The organism is Pseudomonas sp. R1-43-08 (assembly GCF_003852255.1).
Classification (GTDB): domain Bacteria; phylum Pseudomonadota; class Gammaproteobacteria; order Pseudomonadales; family Pseudomonadaceae; genus Aquipseudomonas.
Genome location: NZ_CP027734.1, coordinates 2,937,962 through 2,951,624, shown reverse-complemented (window position 1 = coordinate 2,951,624; position 13,663 = coordinate 2,937,962). Strand labels below are relative to the sequence as shown.

At 60.0% G+C, this 13,663-nt stretch carries 13 protein-coding genes; 5 read left to right on the top strand and 8 right to left on the bottom strand.

What is annotated here, in order from left to right:
* Positions 1–2: 2 nt before the first annotated feature.
* Together C4J87_RS13460 and C4J87_RS13455 are read right to left on the bottom strand one after the other, a co-directional pair.
* The gene (locus tag C4J87_RS13460) at positions 3–1,502 is read right to left on the bottom strand and encodes a DHA2 family efflux MFS transporter permease subunit (protein ID WP_124367182.1); all 1,500 of its coding nucleotides are present in this window, start codon (positions 1,500–1,502) and stop codon (positions 3–5) included.
* Complete coding sequence (locus tag C4J87_RS13455; protein WP_124367181.1) at positions 1,499–2,620, bottom strand: HlyD family secretion protein; 1,122 nt, start codon at positions 2,618–2,620, stop codon at positions 1,499–1,501. Before C4J87_RS13455 ends, C4J87_RS13460 begins: the two co-directional genes overlap by 4 nt.
* A gap of 250 nt (positions 2,621–2,870) precedes the next feature.
* Between C4J87_RS13455 and C4J87_RS13450 the strand changes: the two genes are divergently transcribed.
* The 3 genes from C4J87_RS13450 (at position 2,871) to C4J87_RS13440 (ending at position 4,325) form a co-directional block, all read left to right on the top strand.
* On the top strand, positions 2,871–3,497 hold the full coding sequence (locus tag C4J87_RS13450) for a TetR/AcrR family transcriptional regulator (RefSeq protein ID WP_124367180.1): 627 nt from the start codon (positions 2,871–2,873) through the stop codon (positions 3,495–3,497).
* Positions 3,490–3,999, top strand: coding sequence for a G/U mismatch-specific DNA glycosylase (gene mug, locus C4J87_RS13445; protein ID WP_124367179.1), 510 nt, complete (start codon positions 3,490–3,492; stop codon positions 3,997–3,999). Before C4J87_RS13450 ends, mug begins: the two co-directional genes overlap by 8 nt.
* Positions 4,000–4,127: 128 nt before the next feature.
* Positions 4,128–4,325, top strand: coding sequence for a hypothetical protein (locus C4J87_RS13440; RefSeq protein ID WP_124363016.1), 198 nt, complete (start codon positions 4,128–4,130; stop codon positions 4,323–4,325).
* Between the two features lie 33 nt (positions 4,326–4,358).
* Here C4J87_RS13440 and C4J87_RS13435 read toward each other — a convergent pair whose 3' ends face one another.
* Complete coding sequence (locus C4J87_RS13435) at positions 4,359–4,616, bottom strand: hypothetical protein (RefSeq protein WP_124368975.1); 258 nt, start codon at positions 4,614–4,616, stop codon at positions 4,359–4,361.
* A gap of 216 nt (positions 4,617–4,832) precedes the next feature.
* Between C4J87_RS13435 and C4J87_RS13430 the strand changes: the two genes are divergently transcribed.
* Positions 4,833–5,441: a LysE family translocator gene (locus C4J87_RS13430; RefSeq protein WP_124367178.1), complete on the top strand. Its 609-nt coding sequence runs from the start codon at positions 4,833–4,835 to the stop codon at positions 5,439–5,441.
* A gap of 362 nt (positions 5,442–5,803) precedes the next feature.
* Positions 5,804–6,787, top strand: coding sequence for a GlxA family transcriptional regulator (locus C4J87_RS13425; protein ID WP_124368974.1), 984 nt, complete (start codon positions 5,804–5,806; stop codon positions 6,785–6,787).
* Here C4J87_RS13425 and C4J87_RS13420 read toward each other — a convergent pair.
* From C4J87_RS13420 to C4J87_RS13400, 5 genes are all read right to left on the bottom strand, one after another.
* Positions 6,780–8,714 (bottom strand): avidin/streptavidin family protein, encoded by a 1,935-nt coding sequence (locus tag C4J87_RS13420; protein ID WP_124367177.1) that lies wholly within the window; start codon positions 8,712–8,714, stop codon positions 6,780–6,782. The genes C4J87_RS13425 and C4J87_RS13420 overlap by 8 nt on opposite strands.
* 127 nt (positions 8,715–8,841) lie before the next feature.
* Positions 8,842–10,164: an MFS transporter gene (locus C4J87_RS13415; protein WP_124367176.1), complete on the bottom strand. Its 1,323-nt coding sequence runs from the start codon at positions 10,162–10,164 to the stop codon at positions 8,842–8,844.
* Positions 10,165–10,184: 20 nt separating this feature from the next.
* Complete coding sequence (locus C4J87_RS13410; RefSeq protein ID WP_124367175.1) at positions 10,185–11,006, bottom strand: aspartate/glutamate racemase family protein; 822 nt, start codon at positions 11,004–11,006, stop codon at positions 10,185–10,187.
* A 31-nt stretch (positions 11,007–11,037) separates the two neighbouring features.
* Positions 11,038–11,784 carry a hypothetical protein gene (locus C4J87_RS13405; RefSeq protein WP_256679871.1) on the bottom strand — a complete coding sequence of 249 codons (747 nt, stop codon included), beginning with the start codon at positions 11,782–11,784 and terminating at the stop codon, positions 11,038–11,040.
* 208 nt (positions 11,785–11,992) lie between these two features.
* Positions 11,993–13,651 carry a hydantoinase B/oxoprolinase family protein gene (locus C4J87_RS13400; protein ID WP_124367173.1) on the bottom strand — a complete coding sequence of 553 codons (1,659 nt, stop codon included), beginning with the start codon at positions 13,649–13,651 and terminating at the stop codon, positions 11,993–11,995.
* Positions 13,652–13,663: the final 12 nt, after the last annotated feature.

Below are 13,663 nucleotides of genomic sequence, written 5' to 3'. Positions count from 1 at the left end.
AGCTAGTTGGCCGCAGCAGGTTTGCGAAGAAAGAGCATCAGCGGGCACACCACCAGCATGGCCACCATCAGGATCTTGAATTGGTTGACCACAGCGATGAACGCCGCCTGGTGGGTGATCAGGTGGTTGAGCCCTTCAAGCGCCTGCAGCGACAGCGGCGCGCTGCCGAAATGGGCAGCAGCGCGATAGGCCGTCACGTTGCTGGCCAGCGCCGAGTGCATCGCCTGGGTGGTGTTGAAGAAGAAAATCTGCACGATCGCCACGCCGAGAGTGCTGCCGTATACCCGCGACAGATTGAACAGGCCGGTGCCTTCGGCACGCAACGCGGGGTCGAGGGTGCTGAACGCAACCTTGGTCAGCGCCGGCATCAGGATGCCGATGCCGATTCCCTGTATCGCACCGGTTACCGCAACGGGCCAGCCGTCCATCAACGGCGAATAGCCGAGCATCAGCCAGTTGGCATAAATCACCGCTCCCGCGCCTGCCGCCACGAACAGTCGACGGTCGAAGCGCTCAGGCACACGCCCCATCAACAGGAACCCGCCGACCAGGGCGATGCCCCGTGGCAGGGTCAGCGCACCGGTGGTGTCAGGCGGGTAGCCGAGAATCTCATTGAGCATCGGCGACGTCAGGGCCATGGTCGACAGCAGCACAAAACCCACGGCGAAAAAAATGATCGTCGACAGCACGAAATTGCGATCACCCAGTAGACGCTTGTTGAGGAAATGAGCCTTTCTGGTCAATACATGCGCCAGGAACCCATACAGGCCCAGCGCACTGGCCAGCGCCTCGGCCCAGATTTCCGGCGAGTCGAACCAGTCCATGCGCTCGCCACGGTCGAGCAGCATTTGCAGGCTGATCAATGCCAGGGTGAAGGTACCAAAACCAAAGAAGTCGAACGCCGGGGCCTTCGTGGCTTTTTTCTCGGCCAGCAGCAATGCCACGACCAGGAAGATGTAGGCCGACAACGGCAGGCTGACGTAGAAAATCGGGCGCCAGTCGTAATGCTCGGCAATCCAGCCACCGATGGCCGGGCCGCTGACGATGCCCACCAGCACGATGGCCGTCCAGGTTGCGCCGAACTTCAGGCGTTTTTCGGGGGCCAACGTCTCCATGGCAATTCCCATCGACAGGGGCGCCAACACGCCACTGGCCAGGCCCTGGATGACTCGTGCGCCGATGAACGCCAGCGCAGTGCTGGAAACCGTAGCCAGCAGCAAGCCGAGCACAAAGAAGGCCAGCGCGGCTTGATACACCCGCTTCAAGCCAAAACGTGCGGTAAGCCATTGCGCGACCGGCAGGGTGATCGCGCTCGCCGCCAGGTACGCGGTGAAGATCCAGCCCGCCTGGTCGTCGGTCATCGACAGGCTGCCTTGAATCAACCGCAGTACCGCGTTCGGCAACGGCAGGTTCGCCGACTGCATGTAGGTCGCGAGCAGAACGGCCAACCTGAGCGAGCGCGCACTGCTTGCATGCGGGGTTGTCTGAGCATGGGCGTTCATTGCAAGTGACCTGCCGACAGTAACGATTTGAGCGGGTGCCACCATGGCGTGCGATGTCCGGTATCCACCGTGACCGTAGCGCTGGTGCCTGAAAACAGCGGCAGGGCAGGGTCTGCGTCATCCAGTTCAAGGCGAACCGGGACGCGCTGGACCACTTTCACCCAGTTGCCGGTGGCATTTTCCGGCGGCAGCAGGGCGAAGTCCGAACCGGCGCCGGGGCTCATGCTGGTGACGTGGGCCTTGAACACGCGGTCCGGGTAGGTGTCGATGCGGATGGTCGCTTCCTGGCCGGGGCGCATGTGCGTCAGCTGGGTTTCGCGGAAGTTGGCCTCAACCCAGGTTTGGCGGTCGTCAATCAACGCAAAGGCCGGCGCGCCGCTGTCGAGGTGGTTGCCCACCTGAACGTCATCGACCTTGGCAACGATACCGTCAGCCGGCGCGTAAACCGTGGCATACGACAGGTAGAGCTGCGCCTCGTCCAGAATGGCCCTGGCCTCTCGGACGCTGGGGTGAGTGTCGGCTTCGATGTTCGGGTTGCCGTTCAACGCTGAAACGGTGGCGGCGATCTGTTGTTCGATGGACGCGATGCGCTGCAGCGCCACCTTGAGGTCGGTTTCCGAGCGTTCATAAAGGGAACGGGACACGAACTCGGTTGCCACCAACGCTTTCTTGCGGGCAAATTCCTTGCGGTCGAAGCCCGCCGACGCTTTCGCCGACTGCAGTTGCGCCTGTTGCTGGCGATAGCTGGCCTTGAGGCCATCGATGCGCAGCCGTGCGACACCCAGTTGCGCTTCGGCACGATCGATCGCGATCTGCAACGGCTTGGGGTCGATGCGAAACAACGCTTGGCCTTGGGCCACCTTTTGATTGTCGTCAACCATGATTTCCACTACCTGCCCGGAAATACGTGCGTTGATCGTGGCCTTGGCTACCCGGGCGTAGGCGTTATTGGTCGTGATGAAAGGCACGCCGGCCACGTAGTACGCGTAGCCAACGACGGCGAAGAGCGCGGGCACGCCGACCATCAGCCAGGGCCGCACCTTTTCCTTCAAGGAGGTGTTGATGGGCGATGGGGTTTCAAAGGCCTGCGAAGCCGGGAGGTCGATTTGCGTAGTCATGATCGAGTGCACCTTTAACCGGGAAGCCGGGCCTGGCGTCGTCGCCTGGCACCGACAGGAATAACTGCTGTTGGAAAGCAAACCCGCAGGTGGTTGGGAGGGTTGCTCCGCCACCTCTGTTTCGTCGTTGCAACACCCGGTTTGAGCTTCGCGTGAACAAACATGGATCAAGGAATTTGTGATTCCTTGTTTTTGTGCGATGGTGTAAAAATATCCCCACATTCACCTTCCTGCAAGGATTTTGTACGATATGGCACAAAATAAACCGACAGAGGGTAAAGGCCGCGGCCGACCCCGTGCATATGACCCGCAGACAGCGCTGCAACAAGCGCTCGATGTGTTCTGGAGTACCGGCTACTCCGGCGCGTCTCTGGACAGCATCGCCACAGCGGCAGGCATGAATCGCCCGAGCCTTTACGCGGCCTTCGGTGGCAAGCATTCGCTGTACATCAGGGCGCTGGAGCAATATTGGGACGTTGCCGGCGCCGAGATGCAGGCGGCGCTGACGGATAGCAGCCTGACATTGCGTGAGGCGTTGCTGCGTTTCTATGAGGGGCAGTTGTCGATCTACTTTTCGGGCGAAGGTCAGCCGCGTGGCTGCTTCGCGATCGGCACGGCGACCACCGAAGCGGTCGAGGACCCGGAAATTCGCGCGGTGCTGTCGGACCGCCTCGGCCGCCTCGATGCCGACCTGGAAGTGCGGCTGCGAGCGGCTATTGAATCTGGAGAGTTGAGAGGCGATGTTGACGCCGCAGCGCTGGCGGTACTGGCGTCATCGTTGCTGCACAGCATCTCTATCCGTGCACGGGCGGGTAAACCCCGCGATGAGCTGACCGAGTTGGTACGCAAGGCGGTAAGCGTGATCTGCGGTGAATGAAGGCCTGGAAGACATACTGGCCGAGCAGTTGGCGGTGGTGTTTTGCGGAATCAACCCCGGCATGACCGCTGCCGCTCAAGGGCATCACTTTGCGGGCCGAGGCAATCGTTTCTGGCGCACGCTGCATCTGGCCGGGTTTACGCCTGGGCAAGTGCCTGCGCAAAGTGATCGCACCCTGCTTCAGTACCAGTGCGGACTGACCGCCGTGGTCGAACGGCCAACGGCACGGGCCGATCAATTGTCCAGGCAGGAGTTCATCGCAGCGGCCGTGGCTTTCGAACAGAAGATCGCTCGTTATGCACCGCGCTATGTGGCGTTTCTCGGCAAGGCGGCGTATGCGGCGTTATCCGGGCAGCGCCACGTGGAGTGGGGCCTGCAGAGCAGGACGTTCGGCAATGCTGCCGTGTGGGTCTTGCCCAATCCCAGTGGGCGAAACCTGGCGTTCAGCCTGGAGCAGCTGGTGGTTGCCTACCGGCAGCTCAGGCAGGTCGCATGCAACTAAGGGCGCGTTTGCGCCGATTCCGGAAACGCTGAGCCGACCACCATTCGTCTAACAGCCGGCACTCTGCGCGGCATGCCGTCTCTGAATATCAAGCGCGGATATCCCGAGCGTTTGAACGGAGAGCCAGCATGCACATCAATGAAAATGCCCCAGGAAACCTTTCCCAGCAGGCAGTGACCCGCAGCACGGACAACGAAACCGGGCACGATCCCAAGCGCGACGAAGATGGCATTCCGTTGCCGCCGGACGACGAGGCGCCTCTGGAGGAGGATATGTCCGATGTGGATGCGGCCGACTCAGTGGCGAGTGAGCATCCGGATAACTAGTGCAAGTTTCCGAACCCGGCTTGGCGGCTGGCCTCAACCAGCCGCTTCGGCTCTGCTGATCCGCTGCGCTTTGACTTTCTGCGCGTAGGCTTCAATACGTTGCTGCTGGACGGCTAACAGCGCGCATACCTTCAGCAACAGCGGCGCCTGATCACAAGCGTTGTCGGCGGCTGCCAGGGCCGTCAGCTCAACCACCGACCAGCCGATGACAGCGCTGGCATCTTCAAGGTCGTAGAACAATTCCTGCTGCGCGGTCCTGGGGCCGTCCAGATTCTCTATCACCGTGTCCACCGCGTTATTCGTAGGCAAAGAAAAGCCCGCGATGGGGGAGCGGGCTAAAAGGGTGTTCATGTAGGAGCTGGGTTAACCTTAGGCCTGCGTCTGTGAAAGCTTTGTGAAACCCACGTCATCAAAGTGTATTCCTCGATCCAACATCAGCTGTATGGGGCGATAAACTGCGCAACCCTCTACTGTCGCAGGACATCAACTCCGCTTGGATGCCGCGCCATGTTCATGTCCACCAGCCTTCTGTCAGCCTTTGTGCTGTTCGCCTTCGTCTCCTCGATCACGCCGGGCCCCAACAACACCATGTTGCTGGCCTCTGGCGTGAATTTCGGCTTTCGGCGTTCGATGCCTCATGCACTGGGTATCAGTATTGGCTTCATGGTGCTGGTGATTTGCGTGGGGTTGGGCCTGGGCGAAGTGTTCAAGCTGTTCCCCTGGGCGTACACGCTGTTGCGCTATGTCGGTGCTGCTTATCTGCTGTACTTGGCCTGGAAGATCGCCAACGCTGGCGGTATGGCCGACAGCACTGACGAACAGGGCAAGCCGATGACTTTTCTCGGCGCGGCGGCCTTCCAGTGGGTCAACCCCAAGGCGTGGATCATGGCGCTGGGCGCGATCACTACCTACACACCGGCCGAGGGTTATGTGACCAATGTGCTGGTGATTGCGCTGGTGTTTGCCGTGGTCAACTTGCCCAGTGTGTGCGTGTGGGTCGGCTGCGGCAGCGGCTTGCGCAGCGTATTGCGCGAACCGCGCTGGTTGAAGGTGTTCAACTGGACGATGGCGGGTCTGTTGGTGCTGTCGTTGTATCCGATGCTCGTTGTCGGGTGACAGCGCACTAGACCGGCGAGATGGTCGCCAGCAAGCCGATGCCGATGGTCAGCACCAGAAAACCGAACAGGAAAATAGCCATCTTGGTCATAAGGCCTCCGAAGGGAAGGGGGGCGACAGAAATGTCGGGGTGGCGCCATTGTCCGCCTCGGGCGGTTTTCGATACAGACCCAGATGGCGCGCAAAAAACCGTATCAGATTGCGCTGCAGCGGCTGAACCGGGGGGTTGAAAGCCCCACGGTTTTTAAAGATCAGCGGCATGGATTGAGACAGGTACCCCATTTGCCCCTAAGATAGCGCCCATTGCATCAACAAGAAGAGTGGGCCAACCCTCGATGGAACGACGCCAGTTCAGCGGTGGCATGAAGGGCAAGAATCTGCGCTACCTCAATGACAACCCCCGGCAGCCGGCTGCGGTCACCCGCATCGGCTTTTTGTTGCTCGAACACTTCTCCCTGCCTGCCTTCACCCAAACCCTCGACACCCTGGTCACCGCCAACCTGCTGCGCCCCGAGCTGTTCGCGACGCGCACGTTCGGTTGGGACGAGCGTGAAGTCATCAGCGACCTTGGGCTGGTCATCCGCCCCGATGCGCGCCTGGAACTGGCCGTGCTGGCGGAGTTGGACCTGCTGGTGATCTGTGGCGGGTTTCGCACCGAACTCAAGGCCAGTGAAGACTTCATTCAGATCCTGCGCGCCGCAGCCGAACACGGCATCGGGCTTGCCGGTTTGTGGAACGGCTCGTGGTTCCTCGGCCGTGCCGGGTTGTTGCAGGGCTACCGCTGCGCCATCCACCCGGAGCATCGCCCGGCGCTGGCGGAGGTGTCCAAGGCCGCGCAGGTGACCAGCGAGCCCTATGTGATCGACCGCGACCGCCTGACCGCTTCCAGCCCGTCGGGCGCCTTCCATATGGCCCTGGACTGGATCAAGAGCCTGCACGGCAAGGCGCTGGTCGAAGGCATCGAAGACATCCTCGCCTTCGAAGAGTCGCGCTACCGGCGCATCAAACCGACCGAAAACGTCTGCGTCAGCGCACCGCTGCGCGAAGTGGTCAAGTTGATGGACGCCAACCTCGAAGAACCCCTGGAACTCGACCAGCTCGCCGTCTACGCCGGCCGCTCGCGCCGCCAGCTGGAGCGTCTGTTCAAGGAACAACTGGGCACCACGCCGCAACGCTATTACATGGAATTGCGCGTCACCGAAGCGCGGCGCCTGTTGCAGCACACCGAGCTGTCGCAAGTCGACGTACTCGTGGCGTGCGGGTTCGTGTCGCCGAGTCATTTCAGCAAGTGTTACAGCGCGTATTTCGGCTACAGGCCATCGAAAGAAAAAAGGTTAGTCAAGTAGCGCGAGTGAACTGCATGGCTGAGAGTTTGGTGGCCAGGTACGCATGGTCGGGAGCGATTGATGAACTGGCCAAAACCTGCAGATGCAACGTGTCGCTCTTTAAATCCAGAATCCCGCTCAGGCTGGAAACTGTTGAGTCTTGCGTAGTGGCGACGGTGATGCTGACTGACTGCAAGGTGAGTTTGCTGGCCAGCGCATGGATGTCGGTAAAGCCGGAAATTTCAGTGGCTATGCTTGAGTGGACGCTGGTGAAATGGCCGTGAACGCTTCCAAAGCGCTGCTGGCTATCACTGCGCACACTCAGTACCAACGATGTGCCATCAGCGGCGTTCCATCTGCCTGCCAGGGCGTTTTCAACCGGCAGCCATTCTGAGGGGGCAACCGGCGCATGACGCAGTGACGGTTCAGCGCGATGATAAATCAGCTTGTCGACATAGGTACCACAGCTCGCAAACTCAGGGAAATCGCCACTGGCAACCAACAGGTGGGAAAGGGTCAGCACATCACCCTCGGGCGAGACGCTCAATTGGCCACTGAGTCCCGAGGTCCAGTTCCAGCTGGGATCGGGCTTTTCATTACCTAGATCGTGCCATTCAATGGCTAATGCGACTGGCTGACTCTTGGTACGGGTTGCGCCTGGCCCCGCTGAATATCCGGTGATCCGGTACTCGCCCGTCGAGCCGGTCGAGGAACGATACGACCCGTGGATGTTGTGTCCCGATACCGCCAGGCTCATGACTGATCCATAGTCGTTTTTCCAGATGCCCGCCACCGAAGTCGTTTTAGCCATAGGGCCTGGGAGGGTGACTTTATGGTTGAGTACCGCTCGCGCTCCAGGTACGAAGCGTTTCGAAGAGGATCGCGTAATGATCTGCGGGCCGTCGGGCCGATTGAACAACCAAACACCTACGGGCGCCAACGAATAGACCTCGCGATCACATTTGACCACCTGATACTCATACACGGTGTAGCAGTGCTCCATCACCAGCGACCCGACCAACACCAGGTCAGTCATGCCCAACGGTGCGAACTGAGGCAGCCTTTGGCCTTTTTGCGGACCTTCCTCGATCAGGCAGTTATAAAGGTCTGCGCCTAAGGTTATTTCTCCATCGGTGAACCCGAGCACGATATCTGGGTGCTCCCCCTGTGCAATAAGCGCCAATGTTTGACGCATAAGTGAATCGTCGCCCTTGAATTGTGAAGAGCCGGAATCGAGTGCGAATTGAATGTCCCTCGCCAATAAGTGCGAGCCGACCGAATAGGATTCCAGCGCTGTTGACCAGATGTATTCCACTCCGGGCAACTTGTTATAGACGGACCAAGGTAAAAACAGATGGGGCCCTTGGGTTTTTGACGGATCGACAGCGCCCATTTGGCAAGTGCCGTTGCGCGACCGGCTATTCCAATCAAACGTCACGTAGGGACAGGTAAGGGCCAGTTGACCCTCACGCATTAATGACTGAAGCACAAACGAACTGCGGTTTTCCAGGTAGGCACTGCTGCACGGCAGGCCCAGGCCGCCGTCCCAGTCCAGCTGTTTGAATTGCTCTCCCTCGTAAGCGGCCGTCAAGAACAACTGGATATCCACGAGGTCGTCGCCGGGAACGTCCAATACGTCGCAGGCGGCCTCGACCTGCATCGTGCCCCAGGGTCCGAAGCTGTAGGGGCGTCGCAGGCAATCGGTAAAGGCGAAGGTGCTGGAAGCCGCGAAATCGAAACGGCCACCGGAAAAGTGCACGCACTGGTCGGCAGGGCACAGTGTCGAGGTAATCCAATTCATATTCGTACCCGTGTCAATCGCGAACCTGAGCGGTTGAGCCGGGGTGCCAAGTTTCAGGGTGCAGAACCAGGGTGAAGCGCCGTTGTTTTGATAAGCCCCGCGCTGCATGGGCACTACCAGGCGGGTTGGGGGGTGTTGATTGTCCATGGGAACTCCGTTTCCAAGGGGAGAAGGATTGTTGGGTGTGGCGGCTGTCATTCAGCCTGGTTTTGAAGTGGGGCACAGTCAGCGCAGAGTCCTGCGACGCGTCGGATTCTGCGCTGAACAGGTGACTTCAACGTAATGCCTTGCCCTCGGTTTCGGGCATGAACGCGGTGAGAACCACCGTGACCACCAGGAACGCGTTGATGATCGTCGTCGTTTGGTTGAACGACGAACCGTATGCGATCAGCGCACCAATCAGCGAGGGCGCCAGTACGTTCGCCATACGTTGCGCGAAAATCGCCCAGCCATAGCCCACTGTGCGCAACGCTGTCGGGTACAGCTCACCGATCCACGCGCCCCATACGCCCCATGCCCCCAGGCTGAAGAATGCCAAGGCGAAGTTGCTCAGGTAGAGCATTTCCAGGCTGGTGGAATTGGCAAAACCGTAGCCGGCCAGCACGGAGGCGCTGATAAAACCCACGATGATTTTCTTGCGCCCGAAACGTCCTGTCAGGTACGACGCGGTCATGTAGCCGGGGATCATGCAGAGCGCCGACAGCGCAATGAAACCGTAGCTTTGCGGCAGGTTGAGGCCACGTTGTTGCAGCAACGTCGGGAGCCACGTCTGTAAGCCCCAGTAGCCCCAGGAGAAGGTGAAGTTGACGGTGATCTGCAGCAGGCTGATGCCGAGCAAGCCGCCCTTGAACAATTCCCGGTGCAGGCCCGAGGTACTGCGGTCAACCTGCAATACACATTCATCATCGAGCTTCACTGCGCCCCGGCTCAAGGCATTGATCGATGCCCGGGCATCCTGTTGTCGACCCACCGAGGCCAGCCAGTAAGGCGACTCCGGAACCCAGCGCGCGACCGCGATGGCCCAGAGCCCACCGAGCGAGCTCAAGATGATGATCGCTCGCCATCCTTGGGGCAGCAACCAGACCGTCGCGCCGAGGGCCAGCAGCATGCCGATGGGCCAGCCGGACGCGAGATACACGGTCAGTGCACCTCGGTGGCGTATCGGCAACAGCTCCTGGAAATGCGCAAAGGTCACCACCATCATCCCCACCGCTGCAACGCCCGACAGCAGGCGCAAGGCGTATAGCGTCGTGTAGTCTGGCGAAAATGCGCTGGCCAGCGAAACCACCCCATACGAGGCCAGGCTCCAGATAATTGCGCGTTTACGGCCAATGCGTTCAGCGAGCCTGCCCCACGCCAGCGCGCCGAGCAGCATGCCGATGAACATCGCGCCGATCAGGTTGCCTACGGCAAGCGCATCCAGGGAAAACTCTTCTGCAATCAGCGGCGCGGTGTAGACGATGATCATCATCTCCCAGGCTTCGATCGCAAATACCAGGAACAGGACAAGGCAGCATCGCAGATGCGTGCGTGTCAGGGGGACGTCTTTGAACACATCACCCACGTTGGGGGCGAGCGTCGACGGTATCTCACTCATGGTGACGATCCTCTTTAGTGTCAGGCTTCAACGCGGTTGCCGATGGGGGCAGGGCCCTGAAAGAGTCCGAACCGTGCGATTTCGGCTTCAGGCGGCGGTTCACAACTGCCCACCCGACTGGGCCGCCATCCAAACCGGCGCTTCATTCCTGCCATGGATTCCGCGACCTTGAAGGCAGCGACGACGGGGTCTATCACCGGTACGCCCACTTCCCGTTGTACCTGCTCGAAAAAACCGAACTCGATGGTGCAACCGAGGATGACGGCCTCGGCGCCGTCTTCCTGTACCGCGCGATGGGCTTGCTCGATAATCTTGCGTCGCGTCAGGGCAGGGTCACGCTGGAATTCATCCACACCCATGTCCAACGATCGCATTGACGCCAGTCGATTGCCTGCGCCGTAGCCGCTCACTCGCGTACGCATCTGTTCGATCCATTTGGTCCGGCCGACAATCACCGAAAACCGATTGGCCAGATGCTCCATGACTTGCAGGCTCGCCTGGCACGGCCCGACTACCAGGGTTTCACCTGATATTTCACGGGCATCTTCCAGTGCCGGATCGTAGAAGCAGCCCAGTACCAGCGCATCCACGCCCGACGGCTCGCAGTCACGGGCAATGCGCACGATGCGCTCATAGGTGAGTGCCTCATAGGCACGATATTCCAGGTGTGTCGGGCTGGGATTCATGTCAAACGACACCACCTCGATCCGTGTGGAGGGTTGTTTGATGCTATGCAGCAGTTGCGCAATGGGTGTGTCGAACGTCGAGCAGCCAATCGGGTTGAGCCAGCGTACGGTCACGGGTACGTCTTGCGCGGGGTTGTTCGAACTTGAATTGTCCATAGGGTATTCCTCTCTCGGTGGGCTGATGGCACTAGAAAAACTTCACCAGAGCCATGGTCAAACTATTGGAATAGGGCAGGTTATCGCTGTGGTAGTAGTCAAAATTCAGGTTGGCGGACAGGTAGAACTTCTGTTTGCTGAAACCTGTGTAGGTCATCGCCGGACCGATCTTGCCTTGCCGGGACTCCTTGAAGTCCGATGCCGAGCGGTTGTTGATGTGGTAGGCGTGATGCACCCCGAGCCAGAGGTCGTCCGTCACCGCATACCCGGCGGCGATATTGGCCAGCCAGTAACTGACGCCACCGCGCAGTTGGCTCGGGTTGCCGTCGCCTAGGTCGGTGGCGTGTCGATTGCGTGCCGCGTAGTGGATGCCGGCGGGGGTGACCGTGGCGGCAAAGCGGCCCATGCGAACGTAGAAGGGTAGGCTGAAGCTGGCGCCGTAACGGTTGGCAAAAGCGCCATAACCCGTTCCTTGATCATTGCCGTTGGGAAACTCAAGGGAGAGCGTCGGATTGACCCAGAAGGTGGTGTAGTCATCCGAACCATAAGCGCTGGTGGGCTCAAGCACGTTGTAGTAATAAGCCAGGCCCAGGTTCGGTGATGCGACGCTCCATGGATCATCGTTGCGGGTGCCATTGGTGCTGGCATACCCCGTATCGGCGCCCACCCAGAATTGCAATTGGTCACGCTGCGTTCCCGTAACGCCGGTTTCCGAAAAGTACGCCAGAACGGTATTGCTGCCGGCGCGAACGTCGCCTTTTGCGGTGCGGTTGAACACTGGAAACGATTCCAGGGCCCACGTCCCGGGTAAGCCTGGTTGAGCAAATCCAATGAACTGATCGCCCCGAGCTGCTGGGCTGATTGCTAAAACCAAGGCAAGGGTGGGCGCTACCCATAAACGCGATGAGTACTGCGGTTTCATAGTGCTGCTCTCTTTTTTGTTGTTGTTCTTGAGGTCTGTGCGGGAGGTCAGTCTCTCCCAGGGATCACGTCACCAGGCCGTACACCTGTCGCGCCGTGGCGGCGTCGACATAGCCGTTTTTAAGGTCGTCGCGTACGGCGTCCGGATCACGTTGGCTGGCAGGGCCGTATCCACCACCGGCTCCAGTGCGCACTCTGACCAGGTCCCCGGCGCTCAGGGCGATACCACTGGCCATGCAATAGCGTTCGCTGTCGCCGTTGGTACGGACGACTTCGACGTAATTGGGCGTGCCTTCGGCCCCCTGTTCCAGGCCCCAGGGCGGAATGACCGAGCGCGTATAGCCGCAAGTCAGGAAGCTGCCGTCGGCACGAATGCGGTAGTCAATGCACACACCGCGCCCGCCGCGAAACTGCCCATGCCCGCCGGGTTCATCATTGAGTGTCATACGTTCGACATACAGCCCATAGCGGGCCTCACAGACCTCAACCGGGCAGTTGTAAGTTTCGCCATGTAATCCGGAGTAAACAGCGTTATTGCCGTCGCGCCCTGGTTCGGCGCCCCACCCACCGATTTCCGGTTCGACAAGGGTGAACGTGCGGCCGGAGTCCGGGTGCACGCCGCCAATGATCGTGGCGCACACCGAGGCAAAGTTTCCGGCGGGCAGCCGGTCGGGGAAGTGTTGCGCCAGGCAACACAGGATCAAGTCATGCACGCGAATCAGGTTTTCGAAATAGAAGCCTTCAGCGGCAGGCGGCAATGCGTCGAACAGCGACCCGGGGCGGGTCAATACCCGGAGCGGGCGAAACGTGCCGCCATTGGTGATGCCTTGCGGGGCGGTCAACGCCTTGAAGGCCATCTGTGCCGCGACCACAGTACCGTCACGGCTGAGGTTGGTCGGGCCCAGGCATTGGTCGGGATTATCCCGAAGGTCAATCACCAATTCGGTGTTGCGTATATCGATACGCACCTTGAACAGACTGCCGTCGTCTTGCAGTTCTTCCAGGTTCAATTGCCCGGCGGGCAACGCGGCAAGGGCTCTGAGCGAAACTTTTTCGCCAAGGTCCATGAAGTCTTGCATGGCCAGTAGAAACAGCGCGCTGCCGTACTTGTTCACCAACTCCCGCAATCGCGTGGCCCCGCCGCGCACCGCAGCCATTCCCGCCCATAGGTCGCCTTCCATGAAGTCCGGCATTCGCGTGTTGGCGTGCAGGATCTGCAACACCGAGCGAATCGGTTGCCCTCGGCTGATCAATTTGACCGATGCCAGGCGCAAGCCCTCCTGGAAAATATCCGTGGCATCCGTGGACAGTGATCCGGGGACTCGGCCGCCGACATCATTCCAGTGCGCGATGTTGGCGGTCCAGGCGACCAGTTGACCGTCTGCGAACACAGGCATCGCCAGCACCACATCATTGAGGTGGGTGACCGCGCCGTCATGTGGGTCGTTGCTGATGAAAACGTCACCATCTTCGATGTCTTGAGGCAAAGGGTGATGCAGCAGGATTTTCTTGACTGCTTTGTCCAGCACACCGACAAACGCCGGGATACCCGCGCCGGAGCTGGCGATTTCGCCCTGGGCGTCGGTAATCCCGGTGCCCATGTCCAACACTTCGTAGATCACCGGGCTCATTGCGGCTTTGCGCATGACGGTGAACATTTCGTCCGCGATCGCCTGGAGTGAGTTTTGAATGATGTCGCGAGTGAAAATATCGAGACTACTCATGGCAGTGCTCCC

What these genes read in the sequence shown, in the direction of transcription:
- C4J87_RS13460 (WP_124367182.1), bottom strand. Translation starts at nt 1,502, where the DNA reads ATGAACGCCCATGCTCAGACAACCCCGCATGCAAGCAGTGCGCGCTCG.
- C4J87_RS13455 (WP_124367181.1), bottom strand. Translation starts at nt 2,620, where the DNA reads ATGACTACGCAAATCGACCTCCCGGCTTCGCAGGCCTTTGAAACCCCA.
- C4J87_RS13450 (WP_124367180.1), top strand. Translation starts at nt 2,871, where the DNA reads ATGGCACAAAATAAACCGACAGAGGGTAAAGGCCGCGGCCGACCCCGT.
- C4J87_RS13440 (WP_124363016.1), top strand. Translation starts at nt 4,128, where the DNA reads ATGCACATCAATGAAAATGCCCCAGGAAACCTTTCCCAGCAGGCAGTG.
- C4J87_RS13430 (WP_124367178.1), top strand. Translation starts at nt 4,833, where the DNA reads ATGTTCATGTCCACCAGCCTTCTGTCAGCCTTTGTGCTGTTCGCCTTC.
- C4J87_RS13425 (WP_124368974.1), top strand. Translation starts at nt 5,804, where the DNA reads ATGAAGGGCAAGAATCTGCGCTACCTCAATGACAACCCCCGGCAGCCG.
- C4J87_RS13420 (WP_124367177.1), bottom strand. Translation starts at nt 8,714, where the DNA reads ATGGACAATCAACACCCCCCAACCCGCCTGGTAGTGCCCATGCAGCGC.
- C4J87_RS13415 (WP_124367176.1), bottom strand. Translation starts at nt 10,164, where the DNA reads ATGAGTGAGATACCGTCGACGCTCGCCCCCAACGTGGGTGATGTGTTC.
- C4J87_RS13410 (WP_124367175.1), bottom strand. Translation starts at nt 11,006, where the DNA reads ATGGACAATTCAAGTTCGAACAACCCCGCGCAAGACGTACCCGTGACC.
- C4J87_RS13400 (WP_124367173.1), bottom strand. Translation starts at nt 13,651, where the DNA reads ATGAGTAGTCTCGATATTTTCACTCGCGACATCATTCAAAACTCACTC.